Source organism: Streptomyces sp. BK239, from assembly GCF_004217285.1.
Taxonomy (GTDB): Bacteria; Actinomycetota; Actinomycetes; order Streptomycetales; family Streptomycetaceae; genus Streptomyces.
Window position 1 is genome coordinate 230,732 of sequence record NZ_SHKS01000005.1, and the last position, 17,445, is coordinate 248,176.

A 17,445-nucleotide genomic window follows, 5' to 3' on the forward strand; every position below is an offset into this window, starting at 1 on the left:
GGTGTTCTCGCTGGTGGCGAACTCCTTCAGCGCCCGGATCGGCCAGTACCTCGGCTCGCTCCTGGTGGTCGTCATGACGTCCGCCCTCATCACCGCGCTCGCGACGATCCTGGACCGGGTACGGCTGTCCGGCCTCGGACACGGAGCGGTGCGGTCGGCGGAGTCCCTCATGGGGCTCGTGGGCAGCACGTCCGGTCTGGCGGCACTGCTCCTGGTCGCCAACACCTTCTCCCTTGTGGTCGACCAGCGGCTGCGGGAGTTCGGCGTCCTGCGGGCCATCGGGGCCACGCCGGCCCAGGTCCGGCTCCAGCTCGTCGGTGAGGCGCTGCTCGTCTCCCTGGCCGGCGGACTGGCCGGCTCGATCCTCGGCACCGCCGGAACCGGTCCCGCGCTGGACTGGCTCGTCCGCAACGAGGTCCTCCCGGCCCGTCCCGAGGCGCACTTCTCGGTGACGGGCGCGCTGACGGGGCCCCTGTGCACGGCGGTCATCGCGGTGTTCGCGGCGCTCACCGCCGTGCACCGGCCCGTCCGCATGGGCGCGCTGACCTCGCTGCGGGAGGCCGAGGTGCCGCGGCGCGCCATGCCCACCGGCCGGGTGATCTCCGTACTGCTGATGCTCGCGCTGGCACTGGCGGTCCACCGGCGTTACGAGCACCGCGTCGGCGCGGACGACGCCGTCGACGGTGCGATGGCGCTGGGCCTCATGTTGTTGCTCACCGCCTGGTTGCTCATGCCGGTGCTCGTGCGCCCGCTGACGGTGGTGGGCGCCGGCCCGGGCCGGATGCTGTCGCGGTACACGGGGTGTCTGGCGACGGTGAACGCCGGGAGCGCGACGCGGCGGACGGCGGCCATGACGGGGCCCGTGCTCATCGCCGTCGGCCTGAGTGCGCTGCTGCTCTGCTCCGCGGCCGCCGCCGGAGAGGTCGAGGGGGCGCAGGCCCGTCGGACGGCGAGCACGCGGACCGCCGAGCCCCCTGGAGCGGCCGTACGGGCCGGTGGCGTCCCGGTGGGCATCGAGGCGGACCGGCAACGACGGCGGAACGCGGTCGCCGTCAAGACGCTGATGGCGCCACTGATCGCCTTCTCCGGCGTCGGCATCCTCAACACACTGCTGCTGGCCACCCGGCAGCGGCGCCGGGAGTTCGCGGTGCTGCGCCTCACCGGTGGTACGACCGGGCAGCTGCTGCGGATGCTCCTGTGGGAGGCGCTGGCCGTGGTCATCACCGGCGTAGCCACCGCGGGCGCAGTGGTCGGCGTCTTCCTCGCGGTGCTGTCCCGGCGGCTGACCCCGTTCGGCGTGGAGACGGCAGCGGCCCTGCCCTGGGGTCAGCTGACGTGGGTGGTGGCAGGCTGCACCGTCCTGGGCCTGCTGGGGGTGCTGGTCCCTGCCCGTTCCGCCCTGCGGACGAAGGCGGTAAGGGCAACGCGGACCGCGGACTGAGGGGTTCGGGGACGGCCCGCGGGGCCGGCGCACACCGTGGGGGAGTGCCTGGCCGGCCCTGCCTGGTGCGTCAGGTCGTACGTCAGGCGGAGACCATCGCGGCCAGTAGCACCAGGAACCCCACCGGAAAGAGCGTGATCAACAGTGCCGCACCGGCCGCCAGGATGCGGGGCAGCCGCAGCGAGAGACGGTGCGGCAGGCCCCAGGCGAGGGCATACAGCGCCAGCGCCGTGTAGATCAGGCCTCCGTACTGCCCCATGCCGTCGTGGTCCCGGACGACGGCGTACTCCGTCGCGAGAACCGGCAGTCCGATCACGGAGGCCACGAGGGGGGCTCTCCACCACGTTGTGTGGGGCGCGGGAAGCTGGGTCACTGCGGTCTGCGTCGTCATGGTTCCACTACACCGGCATCGGTGACCCCGCGACATCAGGACGCCTACCCATCCGCCTCGTGTGTTCCGCCTGAGTAGCAGTGCCCAGCGCGGCTCGCGGCGGCTCGGCCACGATGATGTCGTGGGCGTAGAGCAGGTTGCCCGTGGCCTCGTGGCCGCCGATCTCCCGCCGCAGTCGAGGGCGTTGACGCGACCCGGCCGCCGGCATCGGCGTCCGCGGAGATCCGGGTTGGGGCACTGTCCGGCAGGGGAGCAGCCACGGGTGTTGGGGCCTACCAGACCCCGGTACGTGGCGTTCAGCCAGGCAGCGGCGCGATCGTGGGGGAGGGACACCTCGCTATCCCTTCCTGGGGGGCCAGTTGCCTGTTGCGCACAGCTCCATTTAGTCGGCCACGGGGAGGTGGGTCGGCGGGTACTGCGGCCGGCTCTTTCCGCGGCGGCTCCGCCATCTCCGCGTAGTCGTCGAGCCGTGACCTCGGAATCTTCTTCTCCGGCGGTTCGCTCGCCCCGTTCCCGTGCTCATCCGCGCCCGCCCCGCCGGTCGTCAAGGGAGCGCCTGTTTGACCTGCGTCACGTCCGGGGTATTCTCTCCGGCTCGATTGGCGTAGATCCCGCCCCGTATGGCAGACTAGCGGGGTTGCTCGGTCGAGTGTTGATGCTGCGCGCCTCCCGCCGGGAGGACCGGAAGCGAGTCCCACAGTACTCGTCGCCCCAACTGCCTCATGGCAGCGCTGGAGCGGACGTACGGGAATCTTTCGGGAAGTGTCAGTGCGCCACTGGCCAGGCACCCGGTGGGCTTCCGCCCCCGGCCTGCGGTTCCGGAAGGGCCGCGTTTCCCGACAGGGGATGCTCGAACAAGGGGCATCTGTGTCAGCGGGGGCGCGACACACCCGACCGCGTGGGTCGGAGGGGCGGGTTACGGAACACCGGGTTCCAGAGCGTTAAACGAGACAAAGGACTACTGAGTAGCCATGGCGGGACAGAAGATCCGCATCCGGCTCAAGGCCTACGACCACGAGGTCATCGACTCCTCGGCGAAGAAGATCGTCGAGACGGTGACCCGCACTGGTGCGTCGGTCGCGGGCCCGGTGCCGCTGCCCACTGAGAAGAACGTGTACTGCGTCATCAAGTCGCCGCACAAGTACAAGGACTCGCGCGAGCACTTCGAGATGCGCACGCACAAGCGCCTGATCGACATCCTCGACCCGACCCCCAAGACCGTTGACTCTCTGATGCGACTCGACCTCCCGGCCGGTGTCGACATCGAGATCAAGCTCTGAAGGCCGGTGATCTGAGAATGGCTAAGCAGATCAAGGGCATCCTGGGCGAGAAGCTCGGCATGACGCAGGTGTGGGACGCGAACAACCGTGTTGTTCCGGTCACCGTCGTCAAGGCCGGCCCCAACGTCGTCACCCAGGTGCGCACGAACGACATCGACGGCTACGAGTCCGTCCAGATCGCGTTCGGCGAGATCGACCCGCGCAAGGTGAACAAGCCCCTCAAGGGCCACTTCGCGAAGGCCGACGTCACTCCCCGCCGCCACCTCGTCGAGATCCGTACCGCTGACGCCAGCGAGTACACCCTCGGCCAGGAGATCACCGCTGAGGTGTTCGAGGCCGGCGTCAAGGTCGACGTGACCGGCAAGAGCAAGGGCAAGGGCTTCGCCGGTGTCATGAAGCGTCACAACTTCAAGGGCCTCGGCGCCGGACACGGCACCCAGCGCAAGCACCGCTCCCCCGGTTCCATCGGTGGCTGCGCCACCCCGGGCCGCGTGTTCAAGGGCCTCCGCATGGCGGGTCGCATGGGCAACGAGCGCGTCACCACCCAGAACCTGACCGTCCACGCCGTTGACGCGGAGAAGGGTCTGCTGCTCATCAAGGGCGCTGTCCCGGGTCCGAACGGCGGCCTCGTCCTGGTCCGCACCGCGGCCAAGGGGGCCTGAGGTAACCGATGAGCACTGTTGACATCCTTTCGCCTGCCGGCGAGAAGACCGGTAGCGTCGAGCTCCCCGCGGAGATCTTCGGCGTGGAGAAGGTCAGCATCCCGCTGATCCACCAGGTCGTCGTCGCGCAGAACGCGGCTGCCCGTCAGGGCACGCACAAGACCAAGACCCGCGGTGAAGTCCGTGGTGGCGGCAAGAAGCCGTACCGCCAGAAGGGCACCGGCCGCGCCCGTCAGGGCTCGACCCGCGCGCCGCAGTTCGCCGGCGGTGGCGTCGTGCACGGTCCCGTGCCGCGTGACTACTCGCAGCGGACCCCGAAGAAGATGAAGGCTGCCGCGCTGCGTCACGCCCTCACCGACCGGGCCCGCCACAACCGCATCCACGTCGTCACCGGCGTGATCGAGGGCGAGACCCCCTCCACCAAGGCCGCCCGGTCGCTGTTCGGCAAGATCTCGGAGCGCAAGAACCTGCTCCTGGTCGTCGACCGCGCCGACGAGGCCGCGTGGCTGTCCGCCCGCAACCTGCCCCAGGTCCACATCCTGGAGCCGGGCCAGCTGAACACGTACGACGTGATCGTCTCGGACGATGTGGTCTTCACCCAGGCCGCTTTCGAGTCCTTCGTCGCCGGCCCGAACAAGGCCAACGACACCGAAGGGAGCGAGGTCTGATGGCTATCCGTCACCCCGCTATCGCCTCGAAGGCTGCCAAGAAGGCCAAGGAAGCGCGCCTGAAGAAGGCCCGCCGCCACGAGGCCGAGGGCAAGAACACCGTCGTCACCGCGCCCAGCAAGGCGTACACGGACCACCGTGACGTGCTGCTGAAGCCGGTCGTGTCGGAGAAGAGCTACGCGCTCCTCGACGAGAACAAGTACACGTTCATCGTCGACCCGAACGCCAACAAGACCCAGATCAAGCAGGCCGTCCAGGCGGTCTTCTCGGTCAAGGTCACCGGGGTCAACACGATCAACCGCCAGGGCAAGCGCAAGCGGACCCGGACGGGCTTCGGCCAGCGTGCCGCCACCAAGCGCGCGATCGTGACCCTTGCTGAGGGCGACCGTATCGACATCTTCGGCGGTCCGACCGCCTGAGGGCGGTCCGGATCGTCCGATATCGGACGAGGACTGAAAAATGGGAATCCGCAAGTACAAGCCGACTACGCCGGGCCGTCGTGGCTCCAGCGTCGCCGACTTCGTCGAGGTCACGCGGTCCACGCCGGAGAAGTCGTTGGTCCGCCCCCTGCACAGCAAGGGTGGCCGTAACAACTCCGGTCGTGTGACCGTCCGCCACCAGGGCGGTGGCCACAAGCGCGCCTACCGCGTGATCGACTTCCGTCGTCACGACAAGGACGGCGTGCCGGCGAAGGTCGCGCACATCGAGTACGACCCCAACCGCACCGCGCGCATCGCGCTGCTGCACTACGCCGACGGCGAGAAGCGCTACATCCTCGCCCCGCGCAACCTGCAGCAGGGTGACCGCGTCGAGAACGGTCCCGGGGCCGACATCAAGCCGGGCAACAACCTGGCGCTCCGCAACATCCCGGTCGGTACCACGATCCACGCGATCGAGCTCCGTCCCGGTGGCGGCGCCAAGTTCGCCCGCTCCGCCGGCGCTTCGGTGCAGCTGCTCGCGAAGGAGGGCTCGATGGCCCACCTGCGCATGCCGTCCGGTGAGATCCGCCTGGTCGACCAGCGCTGCCGCGCCACGGTCGGCGAGGTCGGCAACGCCGAGCAGAGCAACATCAACTGGGGCAAGGCCGGCCGCAAGCGCTGGCTGGGCGTCCGCCCGACCGTTCGCGGTGTGGCGATGAACCCGGTTGACCACCCCCACGGTGGTGGTGAGGGCAAGACCTCCGGTGGTCGCCACCCGGTCAGCCCCTGGGGTCAGAAGGAGGGTCGTACTCGTTCGCCGAAGAAGGCTTCGAACAAGTACATCGTCCGCCGCCGCAAGACGAACAAGAAGCGCTAGGAGCGGGTTTAGATGCCGCGCAGTCTCAAGAAGGGACCCTTCGTCGACGGCCACCTCGTGAAGAAGGTGGACGCCCAGAACGAAGCCGGTACCAAGAACGTCATCAAGACCTGGTCCCGTCGCTCGATGATCACTCCCAGCATGCTGGGCCACACGATCGCGGTGCACAACGGCAAGACCCACATTCCGGTGTTCGTCACCGAGTCGATGGTCGGCCACAAGCTCGGCGAGTTCTCGCCGACGCGCACCTTCCGGGGTCACGTCAAGGACGACCGGAAGTCGAAGCGCCGCTAGTAGCGGGGTGGAATGACCATGACAGACACTGGAAGGACAACCATGGAAGCCAGGGCCCAGGCGCGGTACATCCGCGTCACGCCCATGAAGGCCCGCCGCGTGGTGGACCTTATCCGTGGCATGGACGCCACGGAGGCTCAGGCGGTCCTGCGTTTCGCCCCGCAGGCCGCGAGCGTGCCGGTCGGCAAGGTGCTGGACAGCGCCATCGCCAACGCCGCGCACAACTACGACCACACTGACGCCGACAGCCTCTACGTCTCCGAGGCCTACGTCGACGAGGGCCCGACCCTGAAGCGGTTCCGTCCGCGCGCCCAGGGCCGCGCCTACCGGATCCGCAAGCGGACCAGCCACATCACCGTGGTCGTCAGCAGCAAGGAAGGGACCCGGTAATGGGCCAGAAGGTAAACCCGCACGGGTTCCGGCTCGGTGTCACGACCGACTTCAAGTCGCGTTGGTACGCCGACAAGTCCTACAAGGAGTACGTCGGGGAAGACGTCGCCATCCGTCGGATGATGACGTCCGGCATGGAGCGCGCCGGCATCTCGAAGGTGGAGATCGAGCGCACCCGTGACCGTGTCCGCGTCGACATCCACACCGCCCGGCCGGGCATCGTCATCGGCCGTCGCGGCGCGGAGGCCGACCGTATCCGCGGCGACCTGGAGAAGCTGACCAAGAAGCAGGTCCAGCTGAACATCCTCGAGGTCAAGAACCCCGAGACGGACGCTCAGCTGGTCGCTCAGGCCGTCGCCGAGCAGCTCTCCTCCCGCGTCTCCTTCCGCCGGGCCATGCGCAAGAGCATGCAGTCCGCCATGAAGGCCGGCGCCAAGGGCATCAAGATCCAGTGCGGCGGCCGCCTCGGTGGCGCCGAGATGTCCCGCTCGGAGTTCTACCGCGAGGGCCGTGTGCCCCTGCACACGCTCCGCGCGAACGTGGACTACGGCTTCTTCGAGGCCAAGACGACCTTCGGCCGCATCGGCGTGAAGGTCTGGATCTACAAGGGCGACGTCAAGAACATCGCCGAGGTCCGCGCCGAGAACGCTGCTGCCCGCGCCGGCAACCGCCCGGCCCGTGGCGGCGCCGACCGCCCGGCCCGTGGTGGCCGCGGTGGCGAGCGTGGCGGTCGCGGTCGCAAGCCGCAGCAGGCTGCCGGCGCCGAGGCCCCCAAGGCCGAGGCCCCCGCGGCTGCTCCGGCTGAGAGCACCGGAACGGAGGCCTGACCGAAATGCTGATCCCCCGTAGGGTCAAGCACCGCAAGCAGCACCACCCGAAGCGCAACGGTATGTCCAAGGGTGGGACGCAGGTTGCGTTCGGCGAGTACGGCATCCAGGCGCTGACCCCGGCGTACGTGACGAACCGCCAGATCGAAGCGGCTCGTATCGCCATGACCCGTCACATCAAGCGTGGCGGCAAGGTCTGGATCAACATCTACCCGGACCGCCCGCTCACGAAGAAGCCGGCCGAGACCCGCATGGGTTCCGGTAAGGGTTCTCCGGAGTGGTGGATCGCCAACGTCAAGCCCGGACGCGTGATGTTCGAGCTGTCGTACCCCAACGAGAAGATCGCGCGCGAGGCCCTGACCCGTGCGGCTCACAAGCTGCCGATGAAGTGCAAGATCGTCAAGCGCGAGGCAGGTGAAGCGTGATGTCGGCCGGTACCAAGGCGTCAGAGCTGCGCGAGCTGGGCAACGAGGAGCTTCTCGCGAAGCTCCGCGAGTCCAAGGAAGAGCTGTTCAACCTCCGCTTCCAGGCGGCGACCGGACAGCTCGAGAACCACGGCCGTCTGAAGGCGGTCCGTAAGGACATCGCGCGGATCTACACCCTGATGCGCGAGCGTGAGCTGGGCATCGAAACGGTGGAGAGCGCCTGATGAGCGAGAACAACGTGACTGAGAACGCAGAGGCGCGCGGCTTCCGCAAGACCCGTGAGGGTCTCGTCGTCAGCGACAAGATGGACAAGACCGTCGTCGTCGCCGTCGAGGACCGTGTGAAGCACGCGCTGTACGGCAAGGTCATCCGCCGTACGAACAAGCTCAAGGCCCACGACGAGCAGAACGCCGCGGGTGTCGGCGACCGCGTCCTCCTGATGGAGACCCGGCCGCTGTCCGCGACGAAGCGCTGGCGCGTCGTCGAGATCCTCGAGAAGGCCAAGTAGGTAATTCCCGCAAGGGAATTGCAGCAAGTACGCCTGCGGCAAACCCCGCAGGACAGTTCCGCCAGGCTCGGCAGGGGTCCTCGCTCCGAGGCCCCTGCCGGGAACCGGCAGACAAACAGGAGATAGACGTGATCCAGCAGGAGTCGCGACTGCGTGTCGCCGACAACACTGGTGCGAAGGAGATCCTTTGCATCCGTGTGCTCGGTGGCTCCGGTCGCCGCTACGCGGGCATCGGTGACGTCATCGTCGCCACCGTCAAGGACGCGATCCCCGGTGGCAACGTGAAGAAGGGTGACGTCGTCAAGGCGGTCATCGTTCGCACCGTCAAGGAGCGCCGCCGTCCGGACGGCTCGTACATCCGCTTCGACGAGAACGCCGCCGTCATTCTGAAGAACGACGGCGACCCTCGCGGCACCCGCATCTTCGGCCCGGTCGGGCGTGAGCTGCGCGAGAAGAAGTTCATGAAGATCATCTCGCTGGCTCCGGAGGTGCTGTAAGCATGAAGATCAAGAAGGGCGACCTGGTCCAGGTCATCACCGGTAAGGACAAGGGCAAGCAGGGCAAGGTCATCGCGGCCTTCCCCCGCGAGGACCGCGTCCTGGTCGAGGGTGTCAACCGGGTCAAGAAGCACACCAAGGCCGGGCCGACCGCTGGCGGTTCGCAGGCCGGCGGGATTATCACCACCGAGGCGCCGATCCACGTCTCCAACGTCCAGCTGGTCGTTGAGAAGGACGGCAACAAGGTCGTGACCCGCGTCGGTTACCGCTTCGATGACGAGGGCAACAAGATCCGCGTTGCCAAGCGGACGGGTGAGGACATCTGATGGCTACCACCACGACCCCGCGTCTGAAGCAGAAGTACCGCGAGGAGATCGCGGGCAAGCTGCGTGACGAGTTCAAGTACGAGAACGTCATGCAGATCCCCGGCCTCGTCAAGATCGTGGTCAACATGGGTGTGGGCGACGCCGCCCGCGACTCCAAGCTGATCGAGGGCGCCATCCGCGACCTCACCACGATCACCGGTCAGAAGCCGGCCGTCACCAAGGCCCGCAAGTCCATCGCGCAGTTCAAGCTGCGTGAGGGCCAGCCGATCGGTGCCCACGTCACGCTCCGTGGCGACCGCATGTGGGAGTTCCTGGACCGCACCCTGTCGCTCGCGCTGCCGCGCATCCGCGACTTCCGCGGCCTGTCCCCCAAGCAGTTCGACGGCCGTGGCAACTACACCTTCGGTCTCACCGAGCAGGTCATGTTCCACGAGATCGACCAGGACAAGATCGACCGCGTCCGGGGTATGGACATCACCGTGGTGACCACGGCGACCAACGACGCTGAGGGCCGCGCGCTCCTTCGTCACCTCGGCTTCCCCTTCAAGGAGGCGTGAGCGAGATGGCGAAGAAGGCTCTGATCGCGAAGGCTGCTCGCAAGCCCAAGTTCGGCGTGCGTGGCTACACGCGCTGCCAGCGCTGCGGCCGTCCCCACTCCGTGTACCGCAAGTTCGGCCTGTGCCGCGTGTGCCTTCGTGAGATGGCTCACCGTGGCGAGCTGCCGGGCGTGACCAAGAGCTCCTGGTAATCCCCTAGTTCAGGGTTTATCCGGGCTCTCGGTAAGCATCTGGGTCGGCAGGAGCCCTTCCCCCCATGCCTTAGGCTGGTGGGGTTGGGCGCTTGCCGCGCCCGTACGACTTACTACGCCGTAGGTCCACCGCGCCGCACCCGTCCCGTCTCGGATCGGGGAGAGGGATGGCGCACCAGGAAACCCCGGCGAGAGAGGCCACAGGCCAATTCATGACCATGACTGATCCGATCGCAGACATGCTTACGCGTCTGCGGAACGCGAACTCGGCGTACCACGACTCCGTGACGATGCCGGCATCGAAGATCAAGTCTCACATCGCGGAGATCCTCCAGCAGGAGGGCTTCATCACGGGCTGGAAGGTCGAGGACGCCGAGGTCGGCAAGAACCTCGTCCTGGAGCTGAAGTTCGGCCCCAACCGTGAGCGCTCCATCGCGGGCATCAAGCGGATCTCCAAGCCCGGTCTCCGGGTTTACGCGAAGTCCACCTCCCTGCCCAAGGTGCTCGGTGGCCTCGGCGTGGCGATCATCTCCACGTCGCACGGTCTCCTCACCGACAAGCAGGCCGGCAAGAAGGGCGTAGGCGGAGAAGTCCTCGCCTACGTCTGGTAGCGGAAGGGAACGGAGGAAACAGCTATGTCGCGCATTGGCAAGCTCCCCATCACGGTTCCCGCCGGCGTGGACGTCACCATCGACGGCCAGACGGTCTCGGTCAAGGGTCCCAAGGGAACGCTGACCCACACCGTCGTTTCGCCGATCGAGATCGCCAAGGGTGAGGACGGCGTTCTGAACGTCACCCGCCCCAACGACGAGCGTCAGAGCAAGGCCCTGCACGGCCTGTCCCGCACGCTGGTGGCGAACATGATCACCGGCGTGACCCAGGGTTACGTGAAGAAGCTCGAGATCAGCGGTGTCGGTTACCGCGTGACCGCCAAGGGTTCGAACCTCGAGTTCGCGCTCGGTTACAGCCACCCGATCCTCGTCGAGGCCCCCGAGGGCATCACCTTCACCGTGGAGGCCCCGACCCGTTTCTCGGTCGCGGGCATCGACAAGCAGAAGGTCGGCGAGGTTGCGGCCAACATCCGCAAGCTGCGCAAGCCCGACCCGTACAAGGCCAAGGGCGTCAAGTACGAGGGCGAAGTCATCCGCCGCAAGGTCGGAAAGGCGGGTAAGTAAGCCATGGCATACGGGCAGAAGATCCTCAAGGGCGACGCCTACAAGCGCGCCGCGATCAAGCGCCGCCACATCCGGATCCGCAAGTCGATCAACGGTACGGCGGAGCGTCCTCGTCTGGTCGTGACCCGTTCGAACCGCCACATCGTGGCCCAGGTGATCGACGACCTCAAGGGGCACACCCTTGCGTCGGCGTCCACCCTGGACACCTCGATCCGCGGTGGCGAGGGCGACAAGTCGGCGCAGGCCAAGCAGGTCGGTGCCCTGGTCGCCGAGCGCGCCAAGGCCGCCGGTGTCGAGGCTGTCGTGTTCGACCGTGGTGGCAACCAGTACGCCGGGCGCATCGCCGCCCTGGCGGACGCCGCCCGCGAAGCCGGGCTCAAGTTCTGAGCCTGCCGTAGCTAGCGGAAACAGAGAGAGGTAATTCCAATGGCTGGACCCCAGCGCCGCGGTGGCGGTGCCGGTGGCGGCGAGCGGCGGGACCGGAAGGGCCGTGACGGCGGCGCTGCTGCCGCCGAGAAGACCGCGTACGTTGAGCGCGTCGTCGCGATCAACCGCGTCGCCAAGGTTGTGAAGGGTGGTCGTCGCTTCAGCTTCACCGCGCTGGTCGTGGTGGGCGACGGTGACGGCACCGTGGGTGTCGGTTACGGCAAGGCCAAGGAGGTGCCGGCCGCCATCGCCAAGGGCGTTGAGGAGGCCAAGAAGCACTTCTTCAAGGTCCCCCGTATCCAGGGCACCATCCCGCACCCGATCACGGGTGAGAAGGCGGCGGGCGTCGTCCTGCTCAAGCCGGCTTCCCCCGGTACCGGCGTTATCGCCGGTGGCCCGGTGCGTGCCGTGCTCGAGTGCGCCGGCGTTCACGACATCCTGTCGAAGTCGCTCGGTTCGTCGAACGCGATCAACATCGTGCACGCGACCGTGGAGGCCCTGAAGGGCCTGCAGCGTCCCGAGGAGATCGCGGCCCGCCGTGGTCTGCCGCTCGAGGACGTCGCTCCCGCGGCCCTGCTGCGTGCGCGTGCCGGGGCTGGTGCTGCGTAATGGCTCAGCTCAAGATCACGCAGACGAAGTCGTACATCGGCAGCAAGCAGAACCACCGCGACACCCTGCGTTCGCTCGGGCTCAAGCGCCTGAACGACGTGGTCGTCAAGGAGGACCGCCCCGAGTTCCGCGGAATGGTGCACACCGTCCGCCACCTCGTGACGGTCGAGGAGGTCGACTGATCATGGCGGAGAACAACCCGCTCAAGATCCACAACCTCCGTCCCGCCCCCGGCGCCAAGACCGCCAAGACCCGTGTCGGTCGTGGTGAGGCGTCGAAGGGTAAGACGGCCGGTCGTGGTACCAAGGGCACGAAGGCCCGCTACCAGGTTCCGGAGCGCTTCGAGGGCGGCCAGATGCCGCTGCACATGCGCCTCCCGAAGCTGAAGGGCTTCAAGAACCCGTTCAAGACCGAGTTCCAGGTCGTGAACCTCGACAAGCTGGCGGCTCTGTACCCGGAGGGTGGCGAGGTCACCGTCGAGGGTCTCGTCGCCAAGGGCGCGGTTCGCAAGAACAGCCTCGTCAAGGTCCTCGGCCAGGGCGAGATCTCCGTGGCGCTGCAGGTGACGGTCGACGCCGTCTCCGGCTCCGCCAAGGAGAAGATCACCGCCGCCGGCGGTACCGTCACCGAGCTCGTCTGAGCCCATCAGGCGTCTCGATGACTTGAGCGATCCCGACCGGGGATACCCCACAAATGGGGTATCCCCGGTTGGTCGTTCCTAGGGCGGCGGTGTCGCCGGTAAGGTGACCTCCACTGCCCACTTTCACAAGGTGCGCGCAAACGGGCACCTTGAGCGGCAGTCGTCCGTTACACATGTCGTTGTTCTTATTGGACCTTCAAGACCGTCACCCTTGACGCAGTTGCGCGGGGGTCGCAGGAGGCACCGTGCTCACCGCGTTCGCCCGGGCGTTCAAGACGCCCGACCTGCGCAAGAAGCTGCTCTTCACGCTCGGCATCATCGTGGTCTACCGGGTGGGTACGCATGTACCGATCCCCGGCGTCGACTACACGTCCGTCCAGCGCTGCGTGGACGAGGCGTCCGGCAACCAGGGCCTCTTCGGGCTGGTGAACATGTTCAGCGGCGGGGCGCTGCTGCAGATCACGGTCTTCGCGCTGGGCATCATGCCGTACATCACGGCGAGCATCATCCTTCAGCTGCTGACCGTGGTCATCCCGCGTCTGGAAGCCCTCAAGAAGGAGGGACAGGCCGGCACCACGAAGATCACGCAGTACACCCGTTACCTGACCGTGGCGCTCGCCATCCTGCAGGGCACCGGCCTGGTGGCCACCGCCCGCAGCGGCGCCCTCTTCTCCGGCTGCACGGTCGCGAGCCAGATCGTCCCGGACCGCGCGATCTTCACCACCGTGACCATGGTCATCTGCATGACCGCCGGTACGGCCATCGTCATGTGGCTCGGTGAGCTCATCACCGACCGCGGCATCGGCAACGGCATGTCGATCCTGATGTTCATCTCGATCGCCGCGACCTTCCCGTCGGCCCTGTGGGCCATCAAGAAGCAGGGCACCCTGGCGGGCGGCTGGATCGAGTTCGGCACGGTCGTCGCCGTGGGCCTGGTCATGATCGGCCTGGTGGTCTTCGTCGAGCAGGCCCAGCGCCGCATCCCGGTCCAGTACGCCAAGCGCATGATCGGCCGCCGCTCCTACGGCGGGACCTCGACGTACATCCCGCTGAAGGTGAACCAGGCGGGCATCATCCCTGTGATCTTCGCCTCGTCGCTGCTCTACATCCCGGCGCTGGTGGCGCAGTTCGCCGGCGGCAACGCGGGCTGGAAGACCTGGATCGAACAGAACCTCGCAAAGCCGGACGCGCCCGCGCACATCACGCTGTACTTCTTCTTGATCATCTTCTTCGCGTTCTTCTACGTGGCCATCTCGTTCAACCCCGAGGAAGTGGCCGACAACATGAAGAAGTATGGTGGCTTCATCCCGGGCATCCGGGCTGGCCGACCGACCGCTGAGTACCTGAGCTACGTACTCAACCGGATCACCTGGCCGGGCTCGCTGTATCTGGGTCTGATCGCTCTCGTCCCGACAATGGCGTTGGCCGGCTTCAATGCGAACCAGAACTTCCCGTTCGGCGGGACCAGCATCCTGATCATCGTGGGTGTCGGCCTGGAGACGGTGAAGCAGATCGAGAGCCAGCTTCAGCAGCGCAATTACGAAGGGTTCCTCCGCTGATGCGAATCGTCCTCGTCGGGCCGCCGGGCGCCGGAAAGGGAACGCAGGCCACGCGCCTGGCCGAGAAGCTGCGCGTTCCGCACATCTCCACGGGCGACCTGTTCCGGACCAACATCAGCCGGCAGACGGAACTCGGGAAGCTCGCGAAGTCCTACATCGACGCCGGCGACCTCGTCCCCGACGAGGTGACCATCGGCATGGCCAAGGACCGCATGGAGCAGCCGGACGCCGAGCGCGGCTTCCTGCTGGACGGCTTCCCGCGCAACGTCTCGCAGGCCGAGGCGCTGGACGAGCTCCTCACCACCGAGGGCATCAAGCTGGACGCGGTGCTGGACCTGGAGGCCCCCGAGGAGGAGGTCGTCAAGCGGATCGCCGGCCGGCGCATCTGCCGCAACGACTCCGCCCACGTCTTCCACGTGACGCACAAGAAGCCGGCCAAGGACGGCGTCTGCGACGTGTGCGGCGGCGAGCTGTACCAGCGCGCCGACGACACCGAGGAGACGGTGCGCACGCGGCTGGAGGTCTACCACACGCAGACCGAGCCGATCATCAGCTACTACGGCGCGCAGGGCCTGGTCACCACGATCTCCGCCCTGGGTGACGTCGCCGAGGTCACCGAGCGCGCCATGGCGGCGCTGCCCCAGCTGGAGGACCCCGCGCACTCCCACTGAGCGCTCACGAAGGAGCCCCCGGCGTCCCGCGCATCCGCGCCCGGACTCCGGGGGCTTCCTCGTCGGGTGGGCGCGTATCCTGGAGTGCCGCTAGACGAGTTGCCAGGAGGCGCGACCGAGCATGGTGCAGATCAAGACCCCCGAGCAGATCGCCAAGATGCGTGCGGCGGGGCTGGTCGTCGCGGCGATCCACGCGGCCACCCGTGAGGCCGCGGTGCCCGGGGCCACGACGAAGGACCTGGACGAGGTCGCCCGCAAGGTGCTCGCGGAGAACGGCGCCAAGTCGAACTTCCTCGGCTACGGCGGCTTCCCCGCCACCATCTGCACCTCGGTGAACGACGTGGTCGTCCACGGCATCCCCTCCGACGAGGTCGTCCTGAAGGACGGGGACGTCATCTCCATCGACTGCGGCGCGATCGTCGACGGATGGCACGGCGACGCCGCCTACACCGCGTTCGTGGGCTCGGGGCACTCCCCGGAGCTGATCGAGCTCTCCCGGGTGACCGAGGAGTCGATGTGGGCCGGCATCGCGGCCATGAAGCAGGGCAACCGGCTGGTCGACGTCTCCCGTGCCATCGAGACGTACATCCGCCGTCAGCCGAAGCCCGGCGGCGGCCGCTACGGCATCATCGAGGACTACGGCGGCCACGGCATCGGCACCGAGATGCACATGGACCCGCATCTGCTGAACTACGTGGACCGCCGCCGCGGCAAGGGGCCCAAGCTGGTCAGCGGCTTCTGCCTCGCCATCGAGCCGATGGTCTCCCTCGGCACCCCGAAGACCGAGGTCCTCTCGGACGACTGGACCGTCATCACGACGGACGGCACCTGGTCCTCGCACTGGGAGCACTCGGTCGCTCTGACGGACGAGGGCCCGCTGGTCCTGACGGCTCCCGACGGTGGCAGGGCGAAGCTGGCGGAGCACGGCGTCACGGCCGCGCCGGACCCGCTCGCATGATGTGGGCCACGGTGGGGCAGGCTTTCTCGATTCGTGTTTCTGGGTGCGCTGACGTAGACTGACTCGTCGGCTCTTGTGCACCCGCATGCCTGCATGCCAACGCTGCTCGCCAGCGGGAAGTGCCCGGGGGTCGATCAAGGTAGTCGATTCGAAGGGCGAAGCGTGGCCAAGAAGCAAGGTGCCATCGAGATCGAGGGCACTGTCGTCGAGTCTCTGCCGAACGCCATGTTCAAGGTCGAGCTCCAGAACGGCCACCAGGTCCTGGCACACATCAGCGGCAAGATGCGTATGCACTACATCCGTATCCTCCCTGACGACCGGGTCGTGGTGGAGCTGTCTCCGTACGACCTGACGCGTGGCCGGATCGTCTACCGCTACAAGTAGATCTTGCCAATGCCCCGTGCGCCGCTCGGTGTTCGGGGCTGTCGGCAACTGACCCGGAGAACCTCATCACATGAAGGTCAAGCCGAGCGTCAAGAAGATCTGCGACAAGTGCAGGGTGATCCGCCGTCACGGTCGGGTCATGATCATTTGCGACAACCCGCGCCACAAGCAGCGCCAGGGCTGATCCCAACTCTGATCACCCTCTGCATCGATATCGCAGAGACTTCGCGCGACGCGAGCTGAATATGTTCATACGCAGGGCCCAGGCGGATTCGACACCCGTCTGACACCCCCGGTCGGAGGCCGGGGACCCAGCCGTACCAACTCTTTCGAAGGGAAGAGGCCGGCGGCTGGGAGCCGGTTCTGTGGAAGACCTCCGAAGATCACCAGGAGCCATTGAAATGGCACGCGTTTCCGGTGTTGACATCCCGCGCGAAAAGCGCGTGGAGGTCGCCCTCACCTACGTGTTCGGCATCGGCCGGACCCTCTCGCAGGAGACGCTGGCTGCGACCGGCGTCGACCCGAACACCCGTGTTCGCGACCTGAGCGAAGAGCAGCTGGTCGCCATCCGCGAGTACGTCGACAACAACATCAAGACCGAGGGTGACCTCCGTCGCGAGATCCAGGCCGACATCCGCCGCAAGGTGGAGATCGGCTCCTACCAGGGTCTGCGTCACCGTCGCGGTCTGCCTGTCCGCGGTCAGCGCACCAGCACCAACGCCCGCACCCGCAAGGGCCCGCGTCGCGCCATCGCCGGCAAGAAGAAGCCGGGCAAGAAGTAGTCCGCAGCGGACTCGCCGTCCAGCGGTCTTCGCTGTAGGACCGACCACCTCCCGTAGGAGTTTTCGACATGCCCCCCAAGGGACGTCAGGGCGCAGCCAAGAAGGTGCGCCGCAAGGAAAAGAAGAACGTCGCGCACGGCCAGGCGCACATCAAGAGCACGTTCAACAACACGATCGTGTCCATCACGGACCCGGCCGGAAACGTGATCTCGTGGGCCTCCGCCGGCCACGTCGGTTTCAAGGGCTCGCGCAAGTCCACGCCGTTCGCCGCGCAGATGGCCGCCGAGTCGGCTGCCCGTCGCGCTCAGGAGCACGGCATGCGCAAGGTCGACGTCTTCGTCAAGGGCCCGGGCGCCGGTCGTGAGACCGCCATCCGTTCCCTGCAGGCCACTGGCCTCGAGGTCGGCTCCATCCAGGACGTCACCCCGACCCCGCACAACGGCTGCCGTCCGCCCAAGCGCCGCCGCGTCTGACGCACGGTTGTCTTG

30 protein-coding genes are annotated in these 17,445 nt (G+C 67.2%); 29 read left to right on the plus strand and 1 reads right to left on the minus strand.

The genetic code is table 11. The features are described from left to right. Position 1 precedes the first annotated feature (1 nt). Positions 2–1,441 (plus strand): ABC transporter permease, encoded by a 1,440-nt coding sequence (locus EV567_RS17460; protein ID WP_165430409.1) that lies wholly within the window; start codon positions 2–4, stop codon positions 1,439–1,441. An 82-nt stretch (positions 1,442–1,523) separates the two neighbouring features. Here EV567_RS17460 and EV567_RS17465 read toward each other — a convergent pair whose 3' ends face one another. Further along, positions 1,524–1,766 carry a hypothetical protein gene (locus EV567_RS17465; protein ID WP_130441049.1) on the minus strand — a complete coding sequence of 81 codons (243 nt, stop codon included), beginning with the start codon at positions 1,764–1,766 and terminating at the stop codon, positions 1,524–1,526. 1,037 nt (positions 1,767–2,803) lie between these two features. Between EV567_RS17465 and rpsJ the strand changes: the two genes are divergently transcribed. The 28 genes from rpsJ (at position 2,804) to rpsK (ending at position 17,430) form a co-directional block, all read left to right on the plus strand. Further along, positions 2,804–3,112: a 30S ribosomal protein S10 gene (gene rpsJ, locus EV567_RS17470; protein ID WP_003948644.1), complete on the plus strand. Its 309-nt coding sequence runs from the start codon at positions 2,804–2,806 to the stop codon at positions 3,110–3,112. A gap of 17 nt (positions 3,113–3,129) precedes the next feature. Further along, entirely contained in the window at positions 3,130–3,774 is a 645-nt protein-coding gene (rplC, locus tag EV567_RS17475) for a 50S ribosomal protein L3 (RefSeq protein ID WP_130441051.1), read from the plus strand. Positions 3,775–3,782: 8 nt separating this feature from the next. Beyond that, positions 3,783–4,442, plus strand: a complete 660-nt coding sequence (rplD, locus tag EV567_RS17480; RefSeq protein ID WP_130441053.1) for a 50S ribosomal protein L4 — start codon at positions 3,783–3,785, stop codon at positions 4,440–4,442. Beyond that, entirely contained in the window at positions 4,442–4,861 is a 420-nt protein-coding gene (gene rplW / locus EV567_RS17485) for a 50S ribosomal protein L23 (protein WP_130441055.1), read from the plus strand. Before rplD ends, rplW begins: the two co-directional genes overlap by 1 nt. A 40-nt stretch (positions 4,862–4,901) precedes the next feature. Continuing rightward, positions 4,902–5,738 carry a 50S ribosomal protein L2 gene (gene rplB / locus EV567_RS17490; protein ID WP_030788280.1) on the plus strand — a complete coding sequence of 279 codons (837 nt, stop codon included), beginning with the start codon at positions 4,902–4,904 and terminating at the stop codon, positions 5,736–5,738. 12 nt (positions 5,739–5,750) lie between these two features. Further along, positions 5,751–6,032 carry a 30S ribosomal protein S19 gene (gene rpsS, locus EV567_RS17495; protein WP_130441057.1) on the plus strand — a complete coding sequence of 94 codons (282 nt, stop codon included), beginning with the start codon at positions 5,751–5,753 and terminating at the stop codon, positions 6,030–6,032. A 42-nt stretch (positions 6,033–6,074) separates the two neighbouring features. After that, complete coding sequence (rplV, locus tag EV567_RS17500) at positions 6,075–6,422, plus strand: 50S ribosomal protein L22 (protein WP_030174537.1); 348 nt, start codon at positions 6,075–6,077, stop codon at positions 6,420–6,422. Next, positions 6,422–7,249: a 30S ribosomal protein S3 gene (gene rpsC / locus EV567_RS17505; RefSeq protein ID WP_130441059.1), complete on the plus strand. Its 828-nt coding sequence runs from the start codon at positions 6,422–6,424 to the stop codon at positions 7,247–7,249. The genes rplV and rpsC overlap by 1 nt, the downstream gene beginning before the upstream one ends. A 5-nt stretch (positions 7,250–7,254) precedes the next feature. Further along, the gene (gene rplP / locus EV567_RS17510) at positions 7,255–7,674 is read left to right on the plus strand and encodes a 50S ribosomal protein L16 (protein ID WP_003992362.1); all 420 of its coding nucleotides are present in this window, start codon (positions 7,255–7,257) and stop codon (positions 7,672–7,674) included. After that, a complete protein-coding gene (gene rpmC / locus EV567_RS17515) occupies positions 7,674–7,898 on the plus strand; it encodes a 50S ribosomal protein L29 (protein WP_130441061.1) in 225 nt (74 codons plus the stop codon). The genes rplP and rpmC overlap by 1 nt, the downstream gene beginning before the upstream one ends. Continuing rightward, positions 7,898–8,182, plus strand: a complete 285-nt coding sequence (rpsQ, locus tag EV567_RS17520; RefSeq protein WP_067249205.1) for a 30S ribosomal protein S17 — start codon at positions 7,898–7,900, stop codon at positions 8,180–8,182. The genes rpmC and rpsQ overlap by 1 nt, the downstream gene beginning before the upstream one ends. 128 nt (positions 8,183–8,310) lie before the next feature. Beyond that, entirely contained in the window at positions 8,311–8,679 is a 369-nt protein-coding gene (rplN, locus tag EV567_RS17525; protein WP_003998823.1) for a 50S ribosomal protein L14, read from the plus strand. A 2-nt stretch (positions 8,680–8,681) separates the two neighbouring features. Then, positions 8,682–9,005 carry a 50S ribosomal protein L24 gene (rplX, locus tag EV567_RS17530; RefSeq protein ID WP_130441063.1) on the plus strand — a complete coding sequence of 108 codons (324 nt, stop codon included), beginning with the start codon at positions 8,682–8,684 and terminating at the stop codon, positions 9,003–9,005. Further along, positions 9,005–9,562 (plus strand): 50S ribosomal protein L5, encoded by a 558-nt coding sequence (rplE, locus tag EV567_RS17535; RefSeq protein WP_016434630.1) that lies wholly within the window; start codon positions 9,005–9,007, stop codon positions 9,560–9,562. Before rplX ends, rplE begins: the two co-directional genes overlap by 1 nt. A 5-nt stretch (positions 9,563–9,567) precedes the next feature. Continuing rightward, positions 9,568–9,753 (plus strand): type Z 30S ribosomal protein S14, encoded by a 186-nt coding sequence (locus EV567_RS17540; RefSeq protein ID WP_003948630.1) that lies wholly within the window; start codon positions 9,568–9,570, stop codon positions 9,751–9,753. 212 nt (positions 9,754–9,965) lie between these two features. Then, positions 9,966–10,364: a 30S ribosomal protein S8 gene (gene rpsH, locus EV567_RS17550; protein ID WP_013001411.1), complete on the plus strand. Its 399-nt coding sequence runs from the start codon at positions 9,966–9,968 to the stop codon at positions 10,362–10,364. 24 nt (positions 10,365–10,388) lie between these two features. Further along, a complete protein-coding gene (gene rplF, locus EV567_RS17555) occupies positions 10,389–10,928 on the plus strand; it encodes a 50S ribosomal protein L6 (RefSeq protein ID WP_130441065.1) in 540 nt (179 codons plus the stop codon). A 3-nt stretch (positions 10,929–10,931) separates the two neighbouring features. Continuing rightward, entirely contained in the window at positions 10,932–11,315 is a 384-nt protein-coding gene (gene rplR, locus EV567_RS17560) for a 50S ribosomal protein L18 (RefSeq protein WP_030039763.1), read from the plus strand. A gap of 39 nt (positions 11,316–11,354) precedes the next feature. Continuing rightward, entirely contained in the window at positions 11,355–11,963 is a 609-nt protein-coding gene (rpsE, locus tag EV567_RS17565; RefSeq protein ID WP_013001409.1) for a 30S ribosomal protein S5, read from the plus strand. Further along, positions 11,963–12,145 carry a 50S ribosomal protein L30 gene (gene rpmD, locus EV567_RS17570; RefSeq protein WP_030788246.1) on the plus strand — a complete coding sequence of 61 codons (183 nt, stop codon included), beginning with the start codon at positions 11,963–11,965 and terminating at the stop codon, positions 12,143–12,145. Before rpsE ends, rpmD begins: the two co-directional genes overlap by 1 nt. A 2-nt stretch (positions 12,146–12,147) precedes the next feature. Continuing rightward, positions 12,148–12,603: a 50S ribosomal protein L15 gene (rplO, locus tag EV567_RS17575; protein WP_003974249.1), complete on the plus strand. Its 456-nt coding sequence runs from the start codon at positions 12,148–12,150 to the stop codon at positions 12,601–12,603. Between the two features lie 245 nt (positions 12,604–12,848). Next, positions 12,849–14,162 carry a preprotein translocase subunit SecY gene (secY, locus tag EV567_RS17580; protein WP_130441067.1) on the plus strand — a complete coding sequence of 438 codons (1,314 nt, stop codon included), beginning with the start codon at positions 12,849–12,851 and terminating at the stop codon, positions 14,160–14,162. Beyond that, positions 14,162–14,833 carry an adenylate kinase gene (locus EV567_RS17585; protein WP_130441069.1) on the plus strand — a complete coding sequence of 224 codons (672 nt, stop codon included), beginning with the start codon at positions 14,162–14,164 and terminating at the stop codon, positions 14,831–14,833. The genes secY and EV567_RS17585 overlap by 1 nt, the downstream gene beginning before the upstream one ends. 121 nt (positions 14,834–14,954) lie before the next feature. After that, positions 14,955–15,791, plus strand: a complete 837-nt coding sequence (gene map / locus EV567_RS17590; protein ID WP_130441071.1) for a type I methionyl aminopeptidase — start codon at positions 14,955–14,957, stop codon at positions 15,789–15,791. Positions 15,792–15,953: 162 nt separating this feature from the next. After that, the gene (gene infA / locus EV567_RS17595) at positions 15,954–16,175 is read left to right on the plus strand and encodes a translation initiation factor IF-1 (protein ID WP_003948620.1); all 222 of its coding nucleotides are present in this window, start codon (positions 15,954–15,956) and stop codon (positions 16,173–16,175) included. 70 nt (positions 16,176–16,245) lie between these two features. Then, positions 16,246–16,359 (plus strand): 50S ribosomal protein L36, encoded by a 114-nt coding sequence (gene rpmJ / locus EV567_RS17600; RefSeq protein ID WP_003948619.1) that lies wholly within the window; start codon positions 16,246–16,248, stop codon positions 16,357–16,359. Positions 16,360–16,576: 217 nt separating this feature from the next. Further along, positions 16,577–16,957, plus strand: a complete 381-nt coding sequence (gene rpsM / locus EV567_RS17605; protein ID WP_130441073.1) for a 30S ribosomal protein S13 — start codon at positions 16,577–16,579, stop codon at positions 16,955–16,957. A gap of 68 nt (positions 16,958–17,025) precedes the next feature. After that, positions 17,026–17,430, plus strand: a complete 405-nt coding sequence (gene rpsK, locus EV567_RS17610; RefSeq protein WP_010354218.1) for a 30S ribosomal protein S11 — start codon at positions 17,026–17,028, stop codon at positions 17,428–17,430. The last annotated feature ends 15 nt before the right edge of the window (positions 17,431–17,445 follow it).

Coding starts and splice junctions, on each gene's coding strand:
- rpsE (WP_013001409.1), top strand. CDS start 11,355: ATGGCTGGACCCCAGCGCCGCGGTGGCGGTGCCGGTGGCGGCGAGCGG.
- rpsK (WP_010354218.1), top strand. CDS start 17,026: ATGCCCCCCAAGGGACGTCAGGGCGCAGCCAAGAAGGTGCGCCGCAAG.
- rpsM (WP_130441073.1), top strand. CDS start 16,577: ATGGCACGCGTTTCCGGTGTTGACATCCCGCGCGAAAAGCGCGTGGAG.
- rplO (WP_003974249.1), top strand. CDS start 12,148: ATGGCGGAGAACAACCCGCTCAAGATCCACAACCTCCGTCCCGCCCCC.
- rpmD (WP_030788246.1), top strand. CDS start 11,963: ATGGCTCAGCTCAAGATCACGCAGACGAAGTCGTACATCGGCAGCAAG.
- rpsQ (WP_067249205.1), top strand. CDS start 7,898: ATGAGCGAGAACAACGTGACTGAGAACGCAGAGGCGCGCGGCTTCCGC.
- rpsH (WP_013001411.1), top strand. CDS start 9,966: ATGACCATGACTGATCCGATCGCAGACATGCTTACGCGTCTGCGGAAC.
- rplW (WP_130441055.1), top strand. CDS start 4,442: ATGGCTATCCGTCACCCCGCTATCGCCTCGAAGGCTGCCAAGAAGGCC.
- rplV (WP_030174537.1), top strand. CDS start 6,075: ATGGAAGCCAGGGCCCAGGCGCGGTACATCCGCGTCACGCCCATGAAG.
- rpsC (WP_130441059.1), top strand. CDS start 6,422: ATGGGCCAGAAGGTAAACCCGCACGGGTTCCGGCTCGGTGTCACGACC.
- rpsJ (WP_003948644.1), top strand. CDS start 2,804: ATGGCGGGACAGAAGATCCGCATCCGGCTCAAGGCCTACGACCACGAG.
- rplX (WP_130441063.1), top strand. CDS start 8,682: ATGAAGATCAAGAAGGGCGACCTGGTCCAGGTCATCACCGGTAAGGAC.
- rpmJ (WP_003948619.1), top strand. CDS start 16,246: ATGAAGGTCAAGCCGAGCGTCAAGAAGATCTGCGACAAGTGCAGGGTG.
- rplE (WP_016434630.1), top strand. CDS start 9,005: ATGGCTACCACCACGACCCCGCGTCTGAAGCAGAAGTACCGCGAGGAG.
- EV567_RS17585 (WP_130441069.1), top strand. CDS start 14,162: ATGCGAATCGTCCTCGTCGGGCCGCCGGGCGCCGGAAAGGGAACGCAG.
- rplC (WP_130441051.1), top strand. CDS start 3,130: ATGGCTAAGCAGATCAAGGGCATCCTGGGCGAGAAGCTCGGCATGACG.
- rplF (WP_130441065.1), top strand. CDS start 10,389: ATGTCGCGCATTGGCAAGCTCCCCATCACGGTTCCCGCCGGCGTGGAC.
- rplR (WP_030039763.1), top strand. CDS start 10,932: ATGGCATACGGGCAGAAGATCCTCAAGGGCGACGCCTACAAGCGCGCC.
- rplB (WP_030788280.1), top strand. CDS start 4,902: ATGGGAATCCGCAAGTACAAGCCGACTACGCCGGGCCGTCGTGGCTCC.
- rplD (WP_130441053.1), top strand. CDS start 3,783: ATGAGCACTGTTGACATCCTTTCGCCTGCCGGCGAGAAGACCGGTAGC.
- rpsS (WP_130441057.1), top strand. CDS start 5,751: ATGCCGCGCAGTCTCAAGAAGGGACCCTTCGTCGACGGCCACCTCGTG.
- rplP (WP_003992362.1), top strand. CDS start 7,255: ATGCTGATCCCCCGTAGGGTCAAGCACCGCAAGCAGCACCACCCGAAG.
- EV567_RS17540 (WP_003948630.1), top strand. CDS start 9,568: ATGGCGAAGAAGGCTCTGATCGCGAAGGCTGCTCGCAAGCCCAAGTTC.
- map (WP_130441071.1), top strand. CDS start 14,955: ATGGTGCAGATCAAGACCCCCGAGCAGATCGCCAAGATGCGTGCGGCG.
- rpmC (WP_130441061.1), top strand. CDS start 7,674: ATGTCGGCCGGTACCAAGGCGTCAGAGCTGCGCGAGCTGGGCAACGAG.